Source organism: Mesorhizobium sp. B2-4-13 (genome assembly GCF_006658535.1).
Taxonomy (GTDB): Bacteria; Pseudomonadota; Alphaproteobacteria; order Rhizobiales; family Rhizobiaceae; genus Mesorhizobium; species Mesorhizobium australicum.
Genome location: NZ_VFVB01000007.1, coordinates 146,548 through 169,555 on the forward strand (window position 1 = coordinate 146,548; position 23,008 = coordinate 169,555).

General features: G+C 63.1%; 20 protein-coding genes. 14 read left to right on the forward strand and 6 right to left on the reverse strand.

All coding sequences use genetic code 11. The features are described 5' to 3' along the window. Positions 1–8 precede the first annotated feature (8 nt). Together FJ936_RS20035 and FJ936_RS20040 are read right to left on the reverse strand one after the other, a co-directional pair. Positions 9–1,169, reverse strand: coding sequence for a patatin-like phospholipase family protein (locus FJ936_RS20035; protein WP_140616764.1), 1,161 nt, complete (start codon positions 1,167–1,169; stop codon positions 9–11). Next, positions 1,162–1,950 carry an acetoacetate decarboxylase gene (locus tag FJ936_RS20040; RefSeq protein WP_140616765.1) on the reverse strand — a complete coding sequence of 263 codons (789 nt, stop codon included), beginning with the start codon at positions 1,948–1,950 and terminating at the stop codon, positions 1,162–1,164. Before FJ936_RS20040 ends, FJ936_RS20035 begins: the two co-directional genes overlap by 8 nt. Before the next feature lie 244 nt (positions 1,951–2,194). Here FJ936_RS20040 and FJ936_RS20045 point away from each other — a divergent pair, with 244 nt between their 5' ends. Both FJ936_RS20045 and FJ936_RS20050 read left to right on the forward strand, forming a co-directional pair. Continuing rightward, positions 2,195–2,983 carry a 3-hydroxybutyrate dehydrogenase gene (locus tag FJ936_RS20045; RefSeq protein ID WP_140662924.1) on the forward strand — a complete coding sequence of 263 codons (789 nt, stop codon included), beginning with the start codon at positions 2,195–2,197 and terminating at the stop codon, positions 2,981–2,983. 65 nt (positions 2,984–3,048) lie between these two features. After that, a complete protein-coding gene (locus FJ936_RS20050) occupies positions 3,049–3,828 on the forward strand; it encodes a phosphodiesterase (RefSeq protein ID WP_140712769.1) in 780 nt (259 codons plus the stop codon). Here FJ936_RS20050 and FJ936_RS20055 read toward each other — a convergent pair. Next, complete coding sequence (locus FJ936_RS20055; protein ID WP_041163309.1) at positions 3,815–4,714, reverse strand: hypothetical protein; 900 nt, start codon at positions 4,712–4,714, stop codon at positions 3,815–3,817. The two genes, FJ936_RS20050 and FJ936_RS20055, sit on opposite strands and share 14 nt — an antisense overlap. 206 nt (positions 4,715–4,920) lie before the next feature. On the opposite strand from FJ936_RS20055, the gene FJ936_RS20060 reads away from it, so the two are divergent. Together FJ936_RS20060 and FJ936_RS20065 are read left to right on the forward strand one after the other, a co-directional pair. After that, the gene (locus FJ936_RS20060) at positions 4,921–5,916 is read left to right on the forward strand and encodes a hypothetical protein (RefSeq protein WP_015315449.1); all 996 of its coding nucleotides are present in this window, start codon (positions 4,921–4,923) and stop codon (positions 5,914–5,916) included. Positions 5,917–5,936: 20 nt separating this feature from the next. Continuing rightward, entirely contained in the window at positions 5,937–7,910 is a 1,974-nt protein-coding gene (locus tag FJ936_RS20065; protein ID WP_140789842.1) for a tripartite tricarboxylate transporter permease, read from the forward strand. Here the strand turns inward: FJ936_RS20065 and FJ936_RS20070 are convergent. Continuing rightward, positions 7,907–9,379, reverse strand: coding sequence for a class I adenylate-forming enzyme family protein (locus FJ936_RS20070; protein WP_140789844.1), 1,473 nt, complete (start codon positions 9,377–9,379; stop codon positions 7,907–7,909). The genes FJ936_RS20065 and FJ936_RS20070 overlap by 4 nt on opposite strands. Continuing rightward, positions 9,376–10,431: an acyl carrier protein gene (locus tag FJ936_RS20075; RefSeq protein WP_140616771.1), complete on the reverse strand. Its 1,056-nt coding sequence runs from the start codon at positions 10,429–10,431 to the stop codon at positions 9,376–9,378. Before FJ936_RS20075 ends, FJ936_RS20070 begins: the two co-directional genes overlap by 4 nt. Before the next feature lie 283 nt (positions 10,432–10,714). Between FJ936_RS20075 and FJ936_RS20080 the strand changes: the two genes are divergently transcribed. The 5 genes from FJ936_RS20080 (at position 10,715) to FJ936_RS20100 (ending at position 15,958) form a co-directional block, all read left to right on the forward strand. Further along, positions 10,715–12,043 (forward strand): NAD(P)H-dependent oxidoreductase, encoded by a 1,329-nt coding sequence (locus FJ936_RS20080; protein ID WP_015315453.1) that lies wholly within the window; start codon positions 10,715–10,717, stop codon positions 12,041–12,043. A 2-nt stretch (positions 12,044–12,045) separates the two neighbouring features. Beyond that, positions 12,046–13,074 (forward strand): thiamine pyrophosphate-dependent dehydrogenase E1 component subunit alpha, encoded by a 1,029-nt coding sequence (locus tag FJ936_RS20085; RefSeq protein ID WP_140789847.1) that lies wholly within the window; start codon positions 12,046–12,048, stop codon positions 13,072–13,074. Next, positions 13,074–14,072, forward strand: a complete 999-nt coding sequence (locus tag FJ936_RS20090; RefSeq protein ID WP_023774165.1) for an alpha-ketoacid dehydrogenase subunit beta — start codon at positions 13,074–13,076, stop codon at positions 14,070–14,072. The genes FJ936_RS20085 and FJ936_RS20090 overlap by 1 nt, the downstream gene beginning before the upstream one ends. Positions 14,073–14,075: 3 nt before the next feature. Continuing rightward, positions 14,076–15,479 carry a pyruvate dehydrogenase complex dihydrolipoamide acetyltransferase gene (locus tag FJ936_RS20095; RefSeq protein WP_141906885.1) on the forward strand — a complete coding sequence of 468 codons (1,404 nt, stop codon included), beginning with the start codon at positions 14,076–14,078 and terminating at the stop codon, positions 15,477–15,479. Positions 15,480–15,589: 110 nt separating this feature from the next. Next, on the forward strand, positions 15,590–15,958 hold the full coding sequence (locus tag FJ936_RS20100; RefSeq protein ID WP_015315457.1) for a hypothetical protein: 369 nt from the start codon (positions 15,590–15,592) through the stop codon (positions 15,956–15,958). A gap of 11 nt (positions 15,959–15,969) precedes the next feature. On the opposite strand, the gene FJ936_RS20105 is transcribed toward FJ936_RS20100, so the two are convergent. Beyond that, complete coding sequence (locus tag FJ936_RS20105; RefSeq protein WP_140790740.1) at positions 15,970–16,941, reverse strand: sugar-binding domain-containing protein; 972 nt, start codon at positions 16,939–16,941, stop codon at positions 15,970–15,972. A 264-nt stretch (positions 16,942–17,205) separates the two neighbouring features. Between FJ936_RS20105 and FJ936_RS20110 the strand changes: the two genes are divergently transcribed. From FJ936_RS20110 to FJ936_RS20130, 5 genes are all read left to right on the forward strand, one after another. Next, a complete protein-coding gene (locus FJ936_RS20110; RefSeq protein WP_015315459.1) occupies positions 17,206–18,192 on the forward strand; it encodes an ABC transporter substrate-binding protein in 987 nt (328 codons plus the stop codon). Between the two features lie 92 nt (positions 18,193–18,284). Further along, on the forward strand, positions 18,285–19,988 hold the full coding sequence (locus FJ936_RS20115) for an iron ABC transporter permease (RefSeq protein WP_140790738.1): 1,704 nt from the start codon (positions 18,285–18,287) through the stop codon (positions 19,986–19,988). Continuing rightward, a complete protein-coding gene (locus tag FJ936_RS20120; protein ID WP_140790736.1) occupies positions 19,976–21,055 on the forward strand; it encodes an ABC transporter ATP-binding protein in 1,080 nt (359 codons plus the stop codon). Before FJ936_RS20115 ends, FJ936_RS20120 begins: the two co-directional genes overlap by 13 nt. Further along, positions 21,055–22,221 carry an MBL fold metallo-hydrolase gene (locus FJ936_RS20125; RefSeq protein WP_140790744.1) on the forward strand — a complete coding sequence of 389 codons (1,167 nt, stop codon included), beginning with the start codon at positions 21,055–21,057 and terminating at the stop codon, positions 22,219–22,221. Before FJ936_RS20120 ends, FJ936_RS20125 begins: the two co-directional genes overlap by 1 nt. Beyond that, positions 22,218–22,973 carry a 5'/3'-nucleotidase SurE gene (locus tag FJ936_RS20130; RefSeq protein ID WP_140790734.1) on the forward strand — a complete coding sequence of 252 codons (756 nt, stop codon included), beginning with the start codon at positions 22,218–22,220 and terminating at the stop codon, positions 22,971–22,973. The genes FJ936_RS20125 and FJ936_RS20130 overlap by 4 nt, the downstream gene beginning before the upstream one ends. The last annotated feature ends 35 nt before the right edge of the window (positions 22,974–23,008 follow it).

Consider the following 23,008-nt stretch of genomic DNA (forward strand, 5'->3'; position numbering starts at 1 on the left):
TGGGTCGCTCAGGTCGGATCTTCGCGATGCAGGTCGTGGATGGTGACGCCGTCGGCATTGGTCGGCAGCATCAGCCATTTCTTGTGACGCAGCGTGCGCTCGGTGTCCTCGAGGCCCATCTCCCAATGCTCGCGCATCGAGGTGCCCGAAAACTCATAGTCCTTGGCGTGGCCCTCATAGCCTTTGTGCTGGTAGATCAGGTGGACGATGTTGACGACGCCGGCGTTGGAATAGTCGGCGATCAACTCCTGCTCGCCTTCCCTTAGCTGCTCCGACGGCACGCGCTTCAGCGCATCGAGCAGCTTCATCTTCAGCGCATGGATGCGCTCGAAATTGTCGGTGTTCTGCCGCGTGCGGCTCGAATACATGATGTCCTTGTGGCGCGACAGCACGTCGGCCATGCCGCGCGGCAGCACGCCGCGGGCGCTGAACAGATCGACCTGGAAGACCAGCGAGGAACGGTCCTCTTCCTGGTCGAGCAGGTATTGCAGCGGCGTGTTGGAGACGATGCCACCATCCCAATAGTACTCGCCCTCGATGCGGATCGAAGGAAAGGCCGGCGGCAGCGCACCGCTGGCCATGATATGCTCCGGCTCGATACGCACCTTCTCGGTGTCGAAATAGACGAAGTTACCGGTCCTGACATTGACCGCGCCGACGCTCAGCCGCTTCTTGCCGTCATTCAGCACGTCGAAGTCGATCAGGCTCTCCAGCGTGTCCTTCAATTCGGCGGTGTCGTAGAAGCTGGTGGCGCCTTCGGCGCCCGACAGCTGGAACCAGGGATTGGGATTGCGCGGCTTGAAGAAGCCGGGCTGGCCCATCGTCATCGTCATCAACGATGAGGTCTGGTTGCGAATATCGCGGTAGATGTCGCCTTCGGGCGTATAGGACCAGATCTTGCGGCCGGAAATCGTCTGCCAGAACTGTTCCAGCCGCTGCAGCCGGCGGCTCGGCTCGTTGCCTGCGATGATCGCGGCATTGATGGCGCCGATGGAGACGCCGGATAGCCAGGTCGGCTCGCAGCCGGCATCGGCCAGCGCCTGATAGACCCCTGCCTGATAGGCGCCGAGCGCGCCGCCGCCCTGAAAGACCAGCGCGATACGGTCATACTGCGCCGTGATTTCCTCGATGGTGGCGGCGGCTGCCTTGTTGCGGTTACGATCAAGCACTGACTTTCTCCAGCTGGGTTGCGCTGGCAGCGGATCGGCTGTGGTCAGCGAGGTAATCATGCACGACTTCGCCCAGGCCGAGCGTCAGATCGGCCTTGAAGTGAACCGCCGACACGATGTCGAGCACGGGCAGCTTCGCCACGTCGGCCATGACATGGGGCCGCAGATCGAGCGCGGCGGGCGCCGTCCATGCTTCCTTCAGCGTGATATCGGTGAGGTAGTAGCGGACCAGCTCGCAGATGCGCGGCGTGCCGTCGACATGGGGGATGATCTTGATCAGGAAATTGGGGGCGGCGAGCGAGGCGAGCACCTGGTCATGATCAGCCTCACGATGCTTGTAGCCCATCGTGCCGGTGGCGCACAGAACGCTGCCATAGTGCAGCGTGCCGACGATCACCTCGCCTTCATGGACGATCTTGGGATTGGCGAGCTTCTTTGGAAACCCCCACAGCTCGCGACCGCCGGCAATCGGCGCGTCATCGTCGAGATACATCGAATGGACGTAGCCGCCATGCTGGCCCTTGTAGCGCACCGGGATGACCTGACCGGTCTCGGTGTAGTCGCCGAAGCCGGTGGAGTCCGGCATGCGGATGAATTCGTACTTGACCAGCGGCTCGTCGATTTCCAGCGGCGCCGGCACGACGGCCTCGAGCGCCTCGCGTGTCGTGCGATAGGTGATGATGATGTATTCGCGGTCGAAGAAGCGATAGGGACCCGGCGGGAATGAGGGATTGGTGAGCGGCATCGCATAGGCGCGCTTCACGACATCGGCGATTTCCATGCTGGTGCCCCAAGGTTCTGTCGGACGAATTCATTCAGGAAGGACCGCGCGAATGCGCAACGGTTATGTTGCACGGCACCATGACAGTGCCGTGTCAGCCTAACGACCATGGTTTCCGAACCGGGCGAGGACAAGCAGGCGTTGTCGTCTGGCTGTAATCGCATCGACACATGGCTCTGCCATTGTCATGCTGCGACGCACAATTATATCGTCATGTTCCCTCCCACCTCGCGCGAGATTTCCCATGGGTTCCCTGTCTTCGAAGAATGCCCTCGTCACCGGCTCGACCAGCGGTATCGGCCTGGCAATCGCCCGCGCCTTTGCCGCCGAGGGCGCCAACGTCACCATCAACGGTCTTGGCGATGCTGCCGCCATCGAGCGGGAGCGCGCCGGCATCGAGAAGGATTTCGGCGTCAAGTGCCGCTATTCCGATGCCAACATGATGGATGGCGCCGCGGTCACCGCCATGATCCATGACGCGGAAGAGGCGCTCGGCAGCCTCGACATACTGGTCAACAATGCGGGCATCCAGCATGTGGCGCCGATCGAGGAGTTTCCCGACGACAAATGGGAAGCCATCATCCGCATCAACCTTTTGGCCGCCTTCTACGCCATCAAGGCGGTGGTGCCCGGCATGAAGGCACGCAAATGGGGCCGCATCATCAACACGGCTTCCGCGCACGCGCTGGTCGCCTCGCCGTTCAAGTCGGCCTATGTCTCGGCCAAGCACGGCATATCAGGCCTGACCAAGACGGTGGCGCTGGAAGTCGCGCAGGACGGCATCACCGTGAACGCGATCGCGCCCGGCTATGTCTGGACGCCGCTGGTCGAAAAGCAGATCCCCGACACGATGAAGGCGCGCGGCATGACCGAGGAACAGGTCAAGCACGACGTGCTGCTGGCGGCGCAGCCGACCAAGGAATTCGTTACTGTCGAAGAGCTTGCGGCACTGGCATTGTTCCTGTGCTCGGATGCGGCCAGGCAGATCACCGGCACGACGTTACCGATGGATGGCGGCTGGACGGCACAGTAAATTGGTCGAAACATGCCGCCTTCAGGCCAACGCCAGGGCGCCGGCAGGAAGGCAGTGCGCGACCAATGAAAATAATCCAGCTCTCCGATCCGCATCTGATGGCGCCGGGTGGCCTTCTCTACGGTTCCGATCCGCTCGCGCGGCTGGAAGCCTGCCTGGCGGATATCGGCAGGAACCATGCCGATGCCGACCTGGTGGTGATATCAGGCGACCTGAGCAATGATGGCGAGCGCGCGGCCTATGCGGCGTTGCGAGGGGCGCTGGCGCGGTTCGTGCCGCCTTGCCGGCTGATGCTCGGCAACCACGACGACAGGGCGCTTTTTCTCGAAATGTTCCCGGAAGCGCCGGCCGAGCGCGGGTTTGTCCAGAGCGTTTTCGATGGCGGCGATGGCCGCCTGATCCTGCTCGACACGCTGGACAGCGGACATGTCGAGGGCAGGCTGTGCGCGGCCCGTCTCGACTGGCTGGACGAGAAGCTGCACGAAGCGCGCGACAGGCCGGTCTTCCTCTTCATGCACCACCCGCCGTTCCGCATTCACATGCCGGTGCTCGACGAGGTCAGGCTCGCCGACGCCGATGCCTTCCATGACATTCTCCGGCGCCACGGCAATGTCGGCCACATCTTTGCCGGCCATGTCCACAGGCTGATCGCCGGCAGCTGGCGCGGCATACCGGTCAGCACGCTGCGCAGCACCAATCATCAGAGCGCCCTCGATTTTTCGGACAGCTGGCGGCTGGGCCACGAGCCGCCCGCCTATGCCGTCATCTTCATCGATGCGGATGGAGTGGTCGTCCATTTCCACGATTTTGAGACGGGCCGGCCCGAGCCGGTCAAGGATCCTTGACGAGGCGGCTTTCGCCGCCGCCAAGATGGGTCTCCCATACATAATCGGAGATCAGCCGCCGATACTGTGGGGTCATGACCAATTTTCTGTGCGAGGCGCCGCCGACGTGGAAAAAGGCGCCGCCCAGCATCCGATGGTCCGCTTCCATCCCATCAACATCGAGATCGGCTGCCGTCTTTTGCGCATCGGAAACATCGTTCTCGCCAAGTCCGCGATACAGCAGGCTCCAGTTTCCGCCGCCGGTGTCCATTCCGCTGACAAAACGCGGTGTGAAGTCCAGGTCCAGTCCTTGCACGGCGCTGAAGCGGAAGAAGCAGAACCCAGCCCACATGAACCAGGCCTCGGGGTCCGCTTGCGCTGGGCGCTTTGAGCCGTGGACGATTTTTCCCTCCATCGTCGCGGCGATGTCCACGGGGACGGTCGGAAAGCAGTCGTGATCCAGAAATCCGAAAAGCTCCGGCCGCAAAGGCCGAACGATGTTGTGGAAGATCCAGTTCATGGATATCCCGTGCGACCGGTTGGGATGGCTTTCCCGGTTCCGAGGCAAACCGAAATAAGCGGTTTTTCGCGCCCGGCAGATGTCCGCGATACGCACCCTTGCCGATCGATCGGATGAATTGTCGATGACCACCAGCGTCATCCCAGAGGAATACAATTGCCAGGCTCGGGTGAGCGCATCGATGACCCAGGGCGTGTTGAAGGCTATGACAAAGCAGAAGCGCCGGGAACCGGTTTGCAGCAGCTCCTCGGTGAATTTCAGGCCTTCGGGAACGCCGCGCCCGCGAAAATCACGCTCAATCAAGGCGTTGCGAAAAGCCTTGGCCTTTCTGACAGGCCAGTTGTGGTTCAGCAGATCAACAAGGCCCTTGGCCGGCTTCCAGCTCATTACAAACTTCGCCATTGCTCCAAATCGGATGCATGCTCCCATAAGCCGAAGCTCATCTTCCCACAACCCCGGCCTTGAACCGCGAATTTTTGCGACCACCGGCTTGTCGTACACGCATGCTGTATTTCAGCCTGATCTGGTCGCGGGCGCTATCAATCGCGACATTGTAGGGCTAAAACGCCATCCGGGTTCTGCACGGGGTTGATATGTTGGTTGCGATCTTCCGCGCATTGCGCGCCATTCCCTTCGTTGCCGCCAGCATTGTCTTTGCCACGGGCGCCCGGGCGCAAGCGGTCGAATTCAAGACAATCACGATCAAGGTCGGCTATGGCCCCGGCGGGGGCTATGACCAGACATCGCGGCTGATCGCTCGCCACTTCGGCCGGTTCCTTCCCGGCAATCCGGATATAGTCGTCCAGAATGTGCCCGGGGGCGGCAGCCTGAAGCTCACCAAGATGGTGTTGGGCAGCGAGCCGGCCGACGGCAGCGTCATCGCTTCCGTCAGCGAAGCCATGTCATATGCGCCGGTGCTCGATCCCCAGAACGCCAATTTCGATCCGCTTGCCCTGCAATGGATTGGCTCGCTCGTCAACGAGCCGGCCTATTGCCTGACGGCCAAGAGTTCCGGCGTCGACACGATGGACAAGTTCCTGCAGTCCGATTTCCTGATTGGGGCGACCGGCAAGAGCAGCGTGACCTATATTTTCGCGGCGCTGGTCAAGAACGGCTTGAAGGCAAAGTTCAAGGTCGTCACCGGCTTTGAAGGCACAGCCGATATCGAACTGGCGATGCAGCGAGGCGAGATCGCCGGAATGTGCGGAGTCTCCAGTTACAACATCTCCGAAAACCGCGACGCGCTCAACCTCATTGGTACCTTCGGCCAGGGCATCGTTGCAGGCCAGGAGAAGTTCACTGCTAGGATCGACGACCCGAAGGTCCGGGAAGCGGCCGCGCTGATCGAGACGGCTTTGCAGTTCCATCATCCGTTGGTTGTCCCGCCGGGCACGCCCAAGGAGACGGTCGAAACGCTGCGCAAGGGATATATGGAGATGGTCAGGGATAAGGCGTTCCTGGCCGACATCGGCAAGCTTAGCGAAATGACCGTCAACGCCACCAGCGGCGAAGACATAAGCCGGCTTGTCTCGGAGCAGTTGAAGGTGGATCCGGATGTGTTCGAGACCGCCAGAAATCTGGTGAAGTAGATTCCCGGCGAGGCTCAACGGTGGATCTGATCCTCACCGCCGTCGTCGAGATGGCCCAGCCGTTTCGCATGCTGATGCTGGTGACCGGCGTTTTCGTCGGCCTCGTCGTCGGCGTTGTCCCGGGCATTGGCGGGCTGTTCGCGATGGCCCTGCTCATCCCGATGACCTACAACATGGACGCCTATGCCGCCTTCGCGCTCCTGCTCGGTATGGGATCGGTCAATACCACCTCCGATACGATCCCGGCCATCCTGTTTGGGGTTCCGGGCTCGGTCGGAGCGGCGGCGACGGTGCTCGACGGCCATGCCATGGCCAAGAAAGGCGAAGCCGCGCGCGCCTTCGGCGCCTCCTATTCGGCGTCGATGATTGGCGGCGTGTTTGGCGCTCTGGTGCTTGCCGCGGCTATTCCTATCATGCGACCGCTTGTCCTCTATCTAAAGACGCCGGACTTCTTCGCCATCTGCGCCTTCGGGCTCTCCATCGTCGCGATGCTGGCCGGGAGCCAGCCGCTGAAGGGGCTGGCCGCGGCCATGTTCGGCATGCTCGCCTCGTTTGTCGGCATCGATAAGATCGCCGGCATCGATCGGTGGACCTTTGGTGAAATCTATCTCTGGGACGGTCTGCCGGTGGCCCTGGTGTTTCTCGGCCTGTTCGGCCTACCGGAGCTGGCTTCGCTCCTGTTGCGAGGTTCCATCCAGGGCAATGCGGAGCGACCGACCTATGCGGGCATGTGGCAAGGCATCAGGGACACGCTGCGGGAGTGGCCGCTGGTGCTGCGATGCAGCAGCATCGGTTCGCTGCTGGGCGCAGTTCCCGGTGTCGGCATCGCGGTGCTGGACTGGATCGCCTATGGCCATGCGTCACGGCGGCCTGGCTCGGGACCGAAATTCGGCGAAGGCAATGTCAGGGGCGTCATCGCGCCCGAGAGCGCCAACAATGCCAAGGAAGGTGGCTCGCTCATCCCGACCATCGCCTTCGGCGTGCCGGGTTCGGCCTCGATGAGCATCCTGCTCGGCGCCTTTGTCGTCCATGGGCTCGTTCCCGGCCCCGACATGCTGGGCAAGAATGCCGCGCTCACCATGTCGATGGTGTTCAGCATCGCCGTGGCAAATATTGTAGGCGCGGTGACCTGCCTTGTGCTGACCCGGCCTCTGGCGCGCGTCGCGCAGGTTCCGGCCGCCATACTGGTGCCGCTGGTGGTCACCTTCATCGTGGTTGGTGCATACCAGACCAATATGAGCGCCTTCGATTTCGCGCTGGTCATCGGCGTCGGCGCCGTTGGCATGGCGATGAAGGAACTCAACTGGCCGCGCTCGGCCTTTTCATTGGGATTCGTGATCGGCCCGAGCCTCGAGAACTATTTCTTTCTCGCCTATCAGATTTCCGGCTGGTCGTGGCTTGCCCAGCCGCTGGTGCTCATCCTGCTTGGACTGGCCGTGGTCGGTCTCGTCAGGCAGACGCTGTCGTGGATCAGGGCCAGAAATCCCGGCGGGCCGCTGCCCCCCGCGCTGCCCGACATTGTCGCAGGTGCCACCATGACATTGCTGGCGTTCGCGGCGTTGGTGACGGCTGTGACCGGCTTTCCCTTCGAGGCCGCCATTTTCCCGGTCATCACGGCTGGATTCCTGATGGTGTTTTCGCTGGTGACCACAGTGCAGGCGTCGCTGCGATGGCGCAGGCGGGCCACGCCTGTCCTATCCGCGCCTGCCGCGATACCAGGCGAATGGTCTCCGGTTTCGGAACCCACCATGAAAGGCAATCTCGCGATCATCGGCCTTTGCCTGGCCCTCGCCTTTCTCATCCTGTTGGTCGGTCACCTGGCAGCGACCTTCATCTTCGTTGCCGGCAGCATCATGGTGCTTGGGACGAAGTCGAGGCGGTCATCCCTGGTGATCGCTGCCGCCGCGACGGCCTTCGTCTATTCGGTCTTCGACATGCTGGCATCCCAGCCCTGGCCGACTCCGTGGCTCACAGGCATCGTCGGAATTTTCTAAGAACCCTTATGCGGCGCCAGCGTTTCGACCAGTTGGCGGCGTAGCAGCTTGCCGTTGCCGCTGTAAGGCAACGAGGCGACCAGCCTGATCTCGCGCGGCCGCCGGTCGGGCGCGATGTTGGTGCGCATGAAAGCCTGGAATTCCTCGACGGTTCCGCGGTCGGAGACGATGAAGGCGGCGATTTCCTGCCCCATGGTCTCATCTGGAAAGCCGGCCACGGCGACGTCCTGCACCTTGGCATGGGTGCGGATCAGTTTTTCAAGCTCCTGCGGCGCGACACTGACGCCGCCGCGAACGATCATATCGGCCTCCCGATCGACGATCGTGATAAATCCGTCGGCGTGCAGAAATCCGATATCACCGGGGATGCCCCAGTCGGAGCTCATGATCTGCGGATCGACGAACAGGCGGTTGCCGGGCATCAGGACCGCGGATGCCATGGTCGGCGTCCATGCCTTGATCAGCCCGCGCTCACCTTGCGGCAACACGCGGCCATCGGCACCGAGGATTTCGACCTGTGCGCCGGCGACCGGACGGCCGGCGCTTTCGGGCTTTGCCAGAATATCCTCACCCCATAGCGAGGATATGATGCCGGTAAGGCTCGATGAGTAGCTTATCCGGTATCCAGAGGAGAGATAGCGGTAGGCAGCGATCTTGTCTTCGCCTCTGGCCGGTCCGCCTACGCTGTAGAGAACGGAAAGTTGGGGAAGCAGGTGGGTTGCGCGTTCGCCCACCTCCTTGACCATCCGGGCAATGACTGATGGCGCCAGCGCCGTGCCGCTTGCCTGGAACGAGAGCAGCGCCTCGATGAGCTCCGAGGGGGTGAACAAGGGAGGAAAGAACCGAACGATTCCCCCGTAAAGCAGATAGCCGAAGACCTGGTGACGCATTGCCGAGTATGACAGGGCCATCGGCGTCAGGAATCGTTTGGCGGTTCCCTCCACCACGCCCCGGCGCGCCGCGATGCGCCTGGCGAGTGCCTCATGCGACTGGGTGTAGGCCTTTGGATCGCCCGTCGTGCCGGACGAAAAGATCAAAAAGGCCGGGACGGCATCGCTCGCCGGGGGGCCGACGTCGGATCCCGGCGCCGAAGCCGATTTCCAGCCAGCGTCGAAAAGGGCGTTCGGATAGACCTCATCGCCCGGCATGGCGCGGCTTTCAAAAACGATGCTCAGACCGAAGTCGCGGGCCTGCCTGGCTCGCTGACTCCTGGGCGTTCGAAAGTCGACGACAACAGGGGTCGCGCCGATTTTCCAACAGGCGAGGATCGAAAGGATCACGTCGATGTTGTCGAGCATGGCGAGGCCGACGCGGTCGCCCGGTCGGATGCCCGATGCGCCGAAATTGGCTGCAAGATGTCCGCTCTGCGTCAGGGCCTGGGAATAGGTGATATCAGAACGGCCGCTGACCATCGCGACCTTGTCGCCATGGGCAGCGAAGGCCTCCAGTATCTGCCGACCAAAACTCATTGACGATGCGGGTTTTCGCGTGGGGCCTCGCTTCGGGCGGAGAGGAACGTCAAGATCTCCGCGTCGATCGCGTCCATGTTGGCCTTGCGGAATTTGTTGTGCGTACCCGGCATGACGACCGTTTTCACGCTGGCCTCGTTAGACGCCCAGCCCTTGTAGTCCTTCACGGTAGTGGCTCCCCATTCGGAACTGGCGAGGATGAGGATGTCGCAGGGGTAGGACGAGGGCACAAAACCGGCTGCGGCCTGCAGCAGCGCGCTCTTGTATGCCTTCTTGCGCAGATGGCGCCCCAGGCGTGTCTGTCCGAGACCGACCGCCTTCAGCGTGTCTCGCAACAGGCGCCAGTAGACCACCTTGCGCACGATATCGCGCCTCCTCCTCTCCGTGAGGCGATCGTCGGGCATCGGCTTCAGCCAGGCCGAACCTGGCGACGGCGGATCGATGAGCACGATCGCCGGCCGCTTGCCCGTCGCCTCATGGCTCAGCCGGCCGACCTCGATCGCGAGCAGGCCACCCACGCATATGCCGCCGATGACTTCGGGGTGCCTGCCTGTTACCGAGGTGAAGGCTTCAAAATAGTTGGTGCCAATTTCGGCCATGGTGGAATAGGGCGTCTCGCCGAGTTCCGTGCCCATGCCGCGCACCGCCATGATCGCGTATTTCTCTTTCAGACGCCTGCTGAAGCGATTGGCGAACAAGGCCGAGCCGGTGATGCCGTGGATCATCGCGATCGGCTCCTGGCCGACGCTGCCGGACACCGGCACGATCAGCTCACGGGCCGGATGCTCCGGCACCAGCGATGCGATCAACCGGCCGAATTCCCGCGGTGTCTGCGCTTCGAGCAGGACGGAAGTCTGCAATCTCACGCCGAACCGCTTCTGCACGGCAAGCACCAGAGTCTCCGCCATCAGCGAATCGCCGCCGAGATCGAAGAAATTGTCGTCGAAGCCGACGGCCGGCACCTTCAATTCCGCGGCGAAGATGCCGGCAATCGCATGGGCCGGTCCATCGCCCGGCGGTGGCACAGGTCTAACCCGTTGTTGGACGTTCATCGGAAAAGCCCCTAACCGACGGATGTTCACTGCTAACGCTTTTACGCAGGGTGAGAGCCCCTAACAAGTGTCCTGTGCGCCGCGCGTCGAGCCGCCGCTGGCGTGCTTGTCTCGCGACGGCAACGCGGAAAGTCGCGATTTGCCGGCTCCGCAACGGCCTTTTGTCCAGTTGTGTAAGTGTTGCAAAAGCACGCAGATTTGGACATTAGTCTTGACAGAAATACAGATGTTCAATACCCGTCAGGCAATTGAACAAGCCTGCATTATGGGAGGAATGAGCGGTATGGCGTCCAATGTTTCGTTGACGGGCCTTGCCCGCGATCTCGAGGAACGCGGCAAATCGGGCAAGCCGATCCGCATCGGGCTGATCGGCTCGGGCGAAATGGGAACCGACATCGTCACCCGCGTCGCCCATATGTCGGGCATAGAGATCGGCGCGATCTCCGAGCTGAACCTGCCCGCCGCCAGCAAGGCGGTGGATATCGCCTTCCAGGAAACCGGCCATGCGCGCGAGGTATCGAACGCCTCGGCGATGACGGCCGCCATGGAAGCCGGCAAGGTGGCGGTGACCAACGACGCCAGCCTGGTCATCAACAACGATCTTATCGACGTCGTCATCGATGCCACCGGCGTTCCCGCCGTCGGCGCCGAAATCGGCTTGCGCGCCATGGAGCATGGCAAGCATCTGGTGATGATGAATGTCGAGGCCGACGTCACCATCGGCGCCTATCTCAAGAGCGAAGCCGATCGGCTCGGCGTCACCTATTCGCTGGGCGCCGGCGACGAACCCTCCTCCTGCATGGAGCTGATCGAATTCGTTTCGGCCATGGGCCACCCGATCGTCGCCGCCGGCAAGGGCAAGAACAACCCGCTCAACATCGACGCCACGCCGCCCGCCTATGAGGAGGAGGCCAGGCGCCGGCACATGAATGTGCGCATGCTGGTGGAGTTCGTCGACGGCTCCAAGACCATGGTCGAGATGGCGGCGATCGCCAACGCCACCGGGCTGGTGCCCGACAAGGCCGGCATGCATGGCCCGGCCGCGACGCTCGGCGAATTGAACAAGGTGCTGGTGCCGCAGAAGGATGGCGGCGTGCTGTCGAGGGTCGGTGTCGTCGACTATTCGATCGGCAAGGGTGTCGCACCCGGTGTCTTCGTCGTCGCCGACATGTCGCATCCGCGCATTTCGGAGCGCATGGAAGATTTGAAGATGGGCAAGGGCCCGTACTTCACGTTCCATCGTCCCTATCACCTGACCTCGCTCGAAGTGCCGCTGACCTGCGCCCGCGTCGTGCTCTACGGCAAGGCCGACATGGTGCCGCTGGCCAAGCCGGTAGCTGAAGTGGCCGCCGTGGCCAAGAAGGACATGCAGCCCGGCGAGAAGCTCGATGCGATCGGCGAATATTGCTACCGCGCCTGGATCATGACTGCACCGGAAGCGCATGCCGCGAGGGCCATTCCCTGCGGCCTGCTGCAGGGCGGGTCGGTTACGGCGCCGATCAAGAAGGGTGAGCTCATCACCTACGCCAATGCCGCCCCGGCGGCGGGCTCCAAGATCGCCGAACTGCGCGCCCGTCAGGACAAGCTCGTCTACGGAACCGTGGAGGCGTAACCATGGCCGGAGCCAGCAAAGCCGTCGCGGACAGCCGCGCCAACCTGCCCTTCGTCTATCGCCAGTACAGCGCCGAGCAGCTGAAGCAGGTGCTCTACAAGATGTACCTGATCCGCCGCTTCGAGGAGGGCGCGGAAGAAAGCTACACGCGCGGCCTCATCCACGGCACCATGCATCTGTCGATCGGCCAGGAGGCGAGCGCCATGGGCATCTGCATGCCGCTTGGCGAGGACGACCAGATCACCTCGACCCATCGCGGCCACGGCCACTGCATCGCCAAGGGCGCCGAGGTGAAGCGCATGTTCGCGGAATTCTTTGGCAAGACCACCGGCTATTGCAAGGGCCGCGGCGGTTCGATGCACATTGCCGATGTCGCCAAGGGCAATCTCGGCGCCAATGGCATTGTTGGCGGCGGCATTCCGATTGCCGTCGGCGCGGCGCTCTCCTCCAAGATGATGAAGACCGGCAAGGTCGTGGTTTCCTTCTTCGGCGACGGGGCCAACAATGAAGGCGCCTTCCACGAGGCGCTCAACATGGCGGCGGTCTGGAAGCTGCCGGTCATTTTCGTGTGCGAGAACAATGGCTACGGCATGTCGACGTCGACTGCCCGGTCCACTGCGGTCAAGAACATCGCCGACCGCGCCGCCGCCTATTCGATGCCGGGCGTCATCGTCAACGGCAACATCTTCTCCGAGGTCGCCGAGGCTTCGTACAAGGCGGTCGAGCGGGCGCGGGCGGGCGAGGGGCCAACGCTGATCGAGTCCAAGACCTATCGCCATCGCGGCCATTCCAAGAGCGACCGCAATCGCTACCGGACCAAGGAAGAAATAGAGGACTGGATGTCGAACCGCGATCCGATCACGCTGTTCGAGAACGAATTGCGGGAATTCGGATTCATCGACGACAAGGGCATCGAAGCCATCCGCGAGGTGGTGGCGCGGGAGATCGCCGACGGCATCGAGTTCGCCAAGGGGAGCCCGTCGCCTAATGTCAGCGAGACCGGCAATTACGTGTATACGGAGCAGGCGTGATGGACGCGATGGTGCGTGAACTGAGCTACGCCCAGGCGATCCAGGAAGCCATGGCGATCGCCATGGACATGGACGAGCGCGTCTTCCTGATGGGCGAGGACATCGGCGTCTATGGCGGCGCCTTCCAGGTGACCGGCGACCTCGTCGATCGTTACGGCGCGGACCGGGTGCTGGACACGCCGATCTCGGAACTGGGGGGCGCGGGGGTCGCTGTCGGCGCCGCGCTGACCGGCATGCGGCCGATCTTCGAATTCCAGTTCTCCGATTTCGCCACGCTGGCAATGGAGCAGATCGTCAACCAGGCTGCCAAGATGCGTTTCATGCTGGGCGGCGAGGTTTCGGTGCCCGTCGTGATGCGCTTTCCCGCCGGCTCCGGAACGGGGGCGGCCGCGCAGCACAGCCAGAGCCTGGAAGCCTGGCTTGGCCACGTGCCGGGCCTGAAGGTTATCCAGCCGGCGACGCCCCATGATGCCAAGGGCATGCTTCTGGCTGCGGTCGCCGATCCCGATCCGGTGATGATCTTCGAGCACAAGCTGCTCTACAAGATGAAGGGCCCGGTGCCTGAAGGCTATTACACCGTGCCGATCGGCAAGGCAGATATCCGCCGCGAGGGCCGTGACCTCACCATCGTCGCCACCTCGATCATGGTGCAGAAGGCGCTCGACGCCGCCGCCGCACTTGAGGCCGAAGGCATCGACGTCGAAGTCGTGGATCTCCGGACCATCCGGCCGATGGACAAGCAGACGGTCATCGACAGCGTCAAGAAGACCTCGCGGCTGATGTGCGTCTATGAAGCGGTCAAGACGCTGGGCATCGGCGCCGAGGTCAGCGCCATGATCGCCGAGAGCGAAGCGTTCGACTATCTCGATGCGCCGATCGTGCGGCTGGGCGGTGCGGAAACGCCGATCCCCTACAATCCGGAGCTGGAAAAAGCCACGGTGCCGCAGGTTCCCGATATCGTCACCGCCGCGCGCGACCTCGTCAAAGGGGTTCGCTGATCCATGCCGACCGAAGTGATTCTTCCCAAGGTCGACATGGATATGGCGACCGGACAGATTTCGCGCTGGTTCGCCGAGGAAGGCGCCACGGTCAAGAAGGGCGACGTGCTGTTCGAAATCGAGACCGACAAGGCTGCGATGGAGATCGACGCTCCGGCCAGCGGTGTGTTGCGCGACGTGACCGGCAAGGAAGGAGTCGATATTGCGGTCGGATCTGCAGTGGCTTGGATTTATGCTGACGGCGAGGCTTATGGGGACAAGGCGCCAATCTCACCCCTTGAGGGGGAGATGTCGACGAAGTCGACAGAGGGGGTTGCCTCAGAAGGTACCGCCCTCGCGCTGAGTCCGGTCGAACCGACCCCACCCGACCGGCCCTTGGCCGGCCACCCTCCCCTCGAGGGGGAGGGGAAAACCCGCGCTACACCCTTGGCGCGTCGATTGGCTCGTGAAGCAGGACTGAATCTCTCCGGCATATCAGGGACAGGCCCACATGGCCGCGTCGTAAAGGCGGATATCGATGCGGTACTCTCCTCCCTCCCCGAGAGGGAGGTGTCCGCGAAGCGGACGGAGGGGGTCGCCTCAGGAGGCACCGCTTTTGCGCCGAGCCCCGTCGAAGCGACCCCACCCGACCGGCCTTCGGCCGGCCACCCTCCCCTCAAGGGAGAAGGGGACGTGCTGAAACTGTTTGAGGAAGGCTCTTATGACCTCGTCCCGCACGACAATATGCGCAAGACCATCGCGCGGCGCCTGGTCGAAGCAAAAACCACCATCCCGCATTTCTATCTGACGCTCGACTGTGAACTCGACGCGCTGCTGGCTTTACGCACTCAGCTCAATGCCGCGGCACCGGTGAAAAAGACCGACAGGGGCGAGGCGCCCGCCTACAAGCTGTCGGTCAACGATATGGTCATCAAGGCGATGGCGATGGCGCTGAAGGCGGTGCCGGATGCCAATGCCTCATGGACCGAGAGCGCCATGGTCAAGCACAGGCATGCCGATGTCGGCGTCGCCGTTTCGATCCCCGGTGGCCTGATCACGCCGATCATCCGGCATGCCGACGAAAAGACGCTGTCGGTCATCTCCAACGAGATGAAGGACCTGGCCAGCCGCGCCCGCAGCCGCAAGCTGAAGCCGGAAGAATATCAAGGCGGCACGACCGCCGTCTCCAATCTCGGCATGTTCGGCATCAAGGACTTTGCCGCCGTCATCAACCCGCCGCATGCGACGATCCTGGCGGTCGGCGCCGGCGAGGAGCGGGCGGTGGTCAGGAACGGTGAGATCAGAATAGCCACCGTGATGTCGGTGACGCTGTCAACCGACCATCGTGCGGTTGATGGCGCGCTGGGGGCCGAACTGCTGGTCGCCTTCAAGAAGCTGATCGAGAATCCGATGGGCATGCTGGTCTAGTCTCCTGCGGTAAGCCGGCGCCAATGATGCGCCGGCTTATGATGAAACGACTTGTCAGGCACCGAACCTTGACCCATGTTCCCTGGTGATCGCGACCAAGGGAGGCCAACATGCCTGCATTCGACCCGTCTGACGTCAAAACCTTGTTCGGCAGGGTGATGGGCGCGTCGCCTTCCGACATCAAGCTGGTGGCGCAGCGCCTGCACGATCATGCTTTCGAGCCACGCATGTCGGCCGAAGAGACAAGGCAGCTTGTCGTCAGCCTCGGCTATGACAGCCTCGATGCGTTCTGCAGTGATATCGGCCTGCCCGCGCATATCGCCGAGCGCTGGAGCCGTTTTGGCGTTTCGGGCGAGATGAAGCAGGTGTTCACGCTGCTGGCGGGGCAGCGCAGACGCGTGGCCGAAGCGATCGCCGAATTCGAATCCATGACCCATGTCGGCGTCGAGGATTTTTTGCGCGAGCGCGGGTTGATTTAAACCCAGGCATCTCAGCCGGCCTTGGCCAGAAGCGCTATAGCGGTGTCGCTGTCGGTGATCAGCACATTGGTGTCGACAGCCTTGAGCGCGGCGAGGATTGCCGCCACCTTGCGCTTTCCGCCGGCGGCCAGCACGACATTCGGCACATGGGCGACAACATCGAGGTCGATCGCCATGACGCGCCGGTTGACTTCGTGATCGACGAGCCTGCCGGCGGCATCGACGAAATAGCATAGCATGTTGGCGACCGCGCCTTTTGCCTTCAAGGGTGTAATCAGCGATGAAGGCACGATGTCATGCCGAAAGATGGTGGCATCGGGCGATATGTCGCCGACGGTGAGCAATGCGATGTCGGCCGCCGCGGCGCGCCGGCGCACATCCTGCAGCGTCGGCTGCGCCCACAGGAGATCGCGCAGCGAGGGGTCGTCCACCATCACCGGCGCCGTGATCTGATAGCTGTCCACCTCGAACACATCGGCGACCTTGGCGGCCACGATCGACGGGTTGATCCATTGCGAATGCGGCAGGCTGCCGACAAGCGCCACCACCGAGGCGCGCTTCAAGTGCCGGCGGGCGAGGAAACCCAGGCTGGCGTGCAGTGTGGCGCCACCGCCGATCGCCAGCGTCATGCCATCCTGCATCTGCTCGCCGAGATAGGCCGCCACGGCGTGGCCGATGGCCTTCTCCAGATGGTCGTGAACCGAAGGTGTCGGGATGACGACGGCGGCGTTGAGGCCCCAGCGTTTTTCCAGTTCCCGCTCAAGCGCCACCTGTTCGGCTGTCGGCGCGTTGATCATGGTAACGACGATGCCCTCGGCGGTACAGGCGGCCAGCGTACGCATGACCTTCACCCTGGAGACATCGAGCTTTTCGGCAATCTGCTCCTGCGTGAAACCCTCGACATAATAGAGCCATGCCGTCTTGACGCTGAGGTCCGACGAGACCATCGGCAGGCGAGCCGGTGCGGGCTTTTGCGTGGGCATGGATTGTCGTCCCTCATGCGTCATGGCCGACGGCGTTGTCCTCATCCGGGAAAAGGCCGCTCTTATGTCAATCGGATGCCGGGTTCGCGGCAGGCCGATTATCGCACAGCTGTGATCATTTGTAATTGACATCATACATATGAACATATTTTGTTGGTTTCACGCGCTGTGTCATCCACCAGTCATATGCGCCGTGCAGGGAGGAAGAGACGGGGTGCTGGCCAGGGGCCAGACCGGTCATGCACAGACAAGACAGGAGGTCTCATGAAGACGCTATTCATCCAGCTGCTGGCCAGCCAGCTGGCGCTCGCGGCAACTTTGTTTGCCGGCGTGGCAAATGCCGAAACACTGACGCTCTACACATCCCAGCCCGAGGCAGACGCAGCCAAGACCGTGGATGCCTTCAAGAAGGCACAGCCCGGCATCGACGTCACCATCTATCGCTCCGGAACCAGCGACATCCTGACCAAGATGGCGGCCGAGTTCGCCGCAGGCAGCCCGCAGCCCGACGTGCTGCTGATCGCCGACGCGGTGTCGATGGAACTGCTGAAGAAGGACGACCGGCTGCTGGCCTATCCCGAGGCCAAGCTCGACGGCATCGAGGCGGATGCCTATGACGCCGACAAGACTTATTTCGGCAGCAAGCTGATCACTACCGGCATCGTCTACAACACCGCTGCCGCCGAAAAGCCGCAGCATTGGGCTGACCTCGCCAAGCCGGCCTATGCCGATGGCCTGGTCATGCCGAGCCCGCTCTATTCCGGTGCCGCCGCCTACCTGCTTTCGGGCTTCGCCGGCGACAGCAATTATGGCTGGGATTTCTTCCAGAAGCTGAAGACCAACAACACCGTCAGCGTGCGCGGCAATGGCGCGGTGCTGAAGTCGGTGGCGTCGGGCGAGAAGCCCTATGGCATCCTCGTCGATTTCATGGCGATGAACGCCAAGAAGAAGGGTTCGCCCGTCGAATTCGTGTTCCCCTCGGAGGGCGTGCCCGCTGTGACCGAACCGGTGGCCATCATGAAGACCGCCAAGAACGTCGACGGTGCGAAAAAATTCGTCGACTTCATTCTGTCCGATGAAGGCCAGAAGCTGGCGCTGTCGATGGGTTACCTGCCGGCACGCGCCTCGGTCGGTCGTCCCGACTGGCTGCCGGAAGGCGTCAAGGTCAAGGTGATGCCGTTCGACACCAAGGCGATCGTCGCCGAGACCGACGCCGACAAGGCGAAGTTCCAGGACCTGTTCGGCGGCTGAGCCGTCGATCCCCGCGAGATGCCGTCTCGACGGCATCTCGTCAGTTCCGGTGAGCCCGGCCGCCCCGCTGACCGATCCCAGGAAAGGCAATCATGCCGACACGTATCAGGGAGAGCCGGGGCCAGGAAATGGTCCTGACGGCGGTGGTGGCCGTCGTCATCGTCCTGCTTTCGCTGCTGCCCATGCTGCGCCTCGTCAAGGAGATCGTGGCACCCGGCGGTGTCTTGTCGACGGTGGCCGTGGAGGCCGGGCTGAGAAGCCCGGCAACCTGGATCGCGACATGGCATACGCTGGTCGTCGGCATCGGCGGCACTCTTCTGGCGGTGCTGTCGGGAACGCTGGTGGCCGTGCTTGTCTCGCTGACCGACATACGCGGCCGAAGCGCCCTGGTGCTCTGCTACGTCATGCCGCTGATGATCGCGCCGCAGGTGACGGCGCTGGCCTGGCTGCAACTGTTCGGCCCTGCCAGCCCATTCCTCAAGCTTTTCGGAGCGGCGCCGCCGCTCGGCACGAAAAACCCGCTCTACTCGACCTCGGGCATCATCCTGCTGCTTGGCGTCCAATACGGGCCGCTGGTCTTCCTGCTGGTGCGTGCAGGCCTGCGCAAGCTGCCGCGCGAACTGGTCGAGGCGGCGCGCGCCGGCGGTGCGAATTGGTTCACCGTACTGATCACCATCGTGCTGCCCTTGATGACGCCGTCGATCATGGCGGCGGCCGCGCTTGCCTTCGTCTCCTGCGTCGGCAATTTCGGCATTCCGGCCTTTCTCGGCATCCCCGCCAATTATCTGGTGCTGCCGACGCTCATCTATCAGAAGCTGGCCGGCGGGGGCCCGGCGGTACTCGGCGAGACCGCGTTCCTGTCGGTGCTGATCGGCATCATCGCCATGGCCGGCATCCTTGCCCAGGAGGTGATGAGCCGCCGCCGCGACTACCGCATCTCCTCGACATCGCTGCCGGCCGAACCTTATGAACTGGGCCGCTGGCGGCCGGTCGTCCAGGCCGGCATGTGGCTGCTCATCGTGCTGGTGCTGGTCCTGCCGCTGTTCGGGCTGGTGCTGACCTCGCTGGTGCCGGGCTACGGCATCGCGCTCACCGCCAAGACGGCGACGCTCGACAATTACCGTTTCGTGCTGTTCGAGCATGATGCCGCCAGCCGCGCCTTCTTCAACAGTTTCTGGCTGTCGATCGCTGCCGCCTTCTTCGCGGTCCTCGTCGCCGTGCCGATCGGCTATCTCATCGCTTGGGGCAAGCAGCGCTGGGTGCGGCTGCTCAATCTTTCAGTCGAACTGCCGTATGCCTTGCCCGGCGTGGTGCTGGCGATCGCCTCGCTGCTCTTGTTCCTGCGCCCCATCCCGCTGACCGGCGTCCAGCTCTACAACACCGTGTGGATCATCCTCTATGCCTATCTCGCCCGCTTCCTGGTGCTGGCCTTGCGGCCGACCGTCAGCGGCTATCACCAGATCGATCGAGCACTCGAAGAAGCCGCACAGGTGGCGGGCGCCGGCCTGTTCACGCGCATGCGCACCATCGTCTTTCCGCTGGTCGCGCCGGCGGCGATCGCCGGCGGCCTGCTGATCTTCATGACGGCCCTCAGCGAGCTCACCGTCTCGGCGCTGCTGTGGTCGTCGGGCTCGGAGACCATCGGCGTTGTCATGTTTTCCTTCGAGCAGGGCGGCGATTCCAACTACGCGGCGGCGATGTCGGTCATCACGGTCGCGGTCACCTTCGTGCTGATGCTGGTGACCAACCTGCTTGCCCCTCATCTTCCGAGCGGAGTTCTGCCATGGCGCGATTGACCCTGGACCATGTGACCAAGAGCTTCGCCGATTTCGACGCCGTGAAGGATGTCTCGATCGACGTCGCTGACGGCGAGTTTCTGGCGGTGCTCGGCCCCTCCGGCTGTGGCAAGACGACATTGCTGCGGCTGGTCGCCGGTTTCGAAAAGGTGACCTCGGGCGAAATCCGCATCGGCAGCGATGTCGTGTCGAACAGCGGCGGCAGCGTCGCTCCGGAAAAGCGGCGCGTCGGCATCGTCTTCCAGAATTACGCACTGTGGCCGCATATGAGCGTCGCCGAGAATATCGGCTATTCGCTGAAGGTGGCCAAGCTCGACAAGGCGCTTGCACGCCAAAAAGTGGAAGATGCGCTCGCCCTTGTCAATCTGCAGGGCCTGGGCGAGCGCCGGCCCGCCAATCTTTCCGGCGGCCAGCGCCAGCGCGTGGCCTTGGCGCGTTGCCTGGTGGCGACACCCTCGCTGGTGCTGTTCGACGAGCCGCTCGCCAATCTCGACGTCCATCTCAGAGCCTCGATGGAGGACGAGTTCGCCGCCTTCCACAAGCGCACGGGCACGACCATCGTCTACATCACCCATGACCAGGCCGAGGCGATGGCGCTGGCCGACCGCATCGCTGTGATGGACCATGGACGCCTGGCGCAGCTCGCCACTCCGCGTGAACTTTATCATGAGCCGGCAAATGAAATGGTCGCCTCCTTCATTTCGCAAGGCATTCTGCTTCCGGCGGACGTGTTGGCCAGCGAGGAAAACGGCCATTGCAAGGTCCGGGTTCTCGGAACCGAGCTGGTGGTCCGTTGCCGGCCTGGCGAGCGGCCACGCGCCGGCGCCAAGATCTGCTGCCGCTCCGCCGATATCGAGCTTTCGGCCGATGCCTCGGGCTTCGACGGTCTCGTAAAGCGGGCAATCTACCACGGCGGCGCGGCGCGGATTGAATTCGCGCCGACCGCTGGTCCCGACCTCACCTTGCATTTCGAGCAGCCCGACCCGGTTGCGCTGGAGAACGGGGCGCAAGCGCGCCTGCGCATAAAATCCGGCTGGCTGATCCCGGCGGCGGGGACGGCCTCGTGATGATGCTGGACCTTGCCGGCGGCTTCGGAGAAAAGGGCCGCACCAGCCTCGCCGTCAACAGCGGCGACGATCGCATCCTGCTCGATGTCGGCATCAAGGTCGGCGCTTCCGGGGTGGAATACTACCCAGCGCTCAACGGGTCGAGCGACGACATCGATGCTGTTTTCGTTTCGCATGCCCATGAGGATCATGTCGGCGCGCTGAGCTGGCTGTTGTCGCGGGGCTATAGCGGCCCGATCTTCATGACGGCGGAGACCCGCACCGAGGCGCCGGCCACGCTCGCCGCCTATGCCGAGCCGGAGGATTTCAGGCGATTTCCCTTGCCTGAAAACCGCATCGAACTCTTCGAACCGGGCGACACACTGACAAGCGGCAATTTCACGGTCAGGACCGGGCGGTCCGGTCATGTCGTCGGCGGGGTCTGGTTCGCCGTCGACGACGGGACAAGCCGCGTCGCCTATTCGGCCGATGTGGTGCCTGACAGCAATGTGTTTGTCATGGACACGATCCCGCATTGCGATCTCCTGGTCTTCGATGCCTCCTACGGGGCGGATCCCGTGCCGGGGGCTGCCCGGGCGCAAGAAATTTCCGAATGGGTGGCGCGGCATCCGCAGGGATGCCTCTTGCCGACGCCGTTGTCTGGCCGATCGCTGGAACTGATCGCGGCCTTGCCGGGGTCGTTCGCCGTCCATGCCGGCATGCGTTCGTCGCTGGAAGCGCAGATCGGCGCGACCGCGTCCCTGTTGCCGGGCATTTCCGAGCTTTTGCTTGCCCGCCTGCGAAGCGCGGCCGACTGGAGCGATGCCGACCCGCTGCCTTCGCTGCCCCTGCTGGCCAATGACGGCATGGGCGAGGCTGGCCCGTCGTCGCGCCTTTTGCCTCGCGCCGACGATGCCGGGTTTCCGGTGCTGCTCACCGGGCATCTGCCTTTGGGCTCTCCGGGCGATCTCATGCACAAGGCCGGCCGGGCGGACTGGATACGCATGCCCACCCACCCGACACTGTCGGGCAATGTCGGCGTCTGGGAGAAGGCGGGACGCCCCACGGCGCTGGGCCATTCCTGCGCCCCCGATCTTCTTGGCAAGTTGAAAAGCCATATTCCGTCCTTGCTCACGCAATGCCATACGGGTCAACGCATCACGGTGGGGCAAGGAAGCGCATCATGAGAATCCTGATCTGCAACGATGACGGCATCGAAGCGCCGGGTCTTGCCCGTCTCGTCAATGCCGCCCTCGGGTTGAACGACGATGTCTGGGTGGTCGCGCCGGACGGCAAGCGCACCGCCGCCGGCTCGTCGCTGACCATCGCCGGGCCGCTGACGATGCGGCGCGTCAAGCCGAACTGGTATGCGTGCTCGGGCACGCCCGCCGATTGCGTGGTGAGCGCCATGACTTGGCTATTCGCCGATGAACCGAAGCCTGACCTCGTATTGTCGGGCATCAATGACGGCCGCAACGTCGCCGAGGATATCGCCTATTCCGGCACGCTGGGTATTGCCCGCGAAGCGACTTTCTGGAGCGTACCGGCGATCGGCTTTTCGCGCGTGAAAAATCCTGACTTCGGCGCTGCCGACGACGAATGGCTTGGCAAGCTGATCGCCTCGCTCTGGCAATCGCGCGCCGATTGGGCGACAGAGGGCCATTGGCTGAGCGTCAACCTGCCGATCGCGCTGCCGGCCGAAATCCGCCAGCCGCGCATCGGCCGCGACAAGATCGGCCGCACGGCCGAGGTGGTGGAAAGCGCCGGGGATCGCACGATCATTATGGTGCCGCGTGGCCGAGCCCATGCAAGCGAACCGGGGGATGAAAACGCCGCGATCGATGCGGGTTTCGTCAGCATCAACCGGCTGAACTGGTTTGGGGAAACGCGGCTGGACGACGGATTTCTGGACGGAATCCCACGCTGGCGGCAAAGCTAGCCGATCTCCTGCGCAGCATCCTCCAGATCACCAAG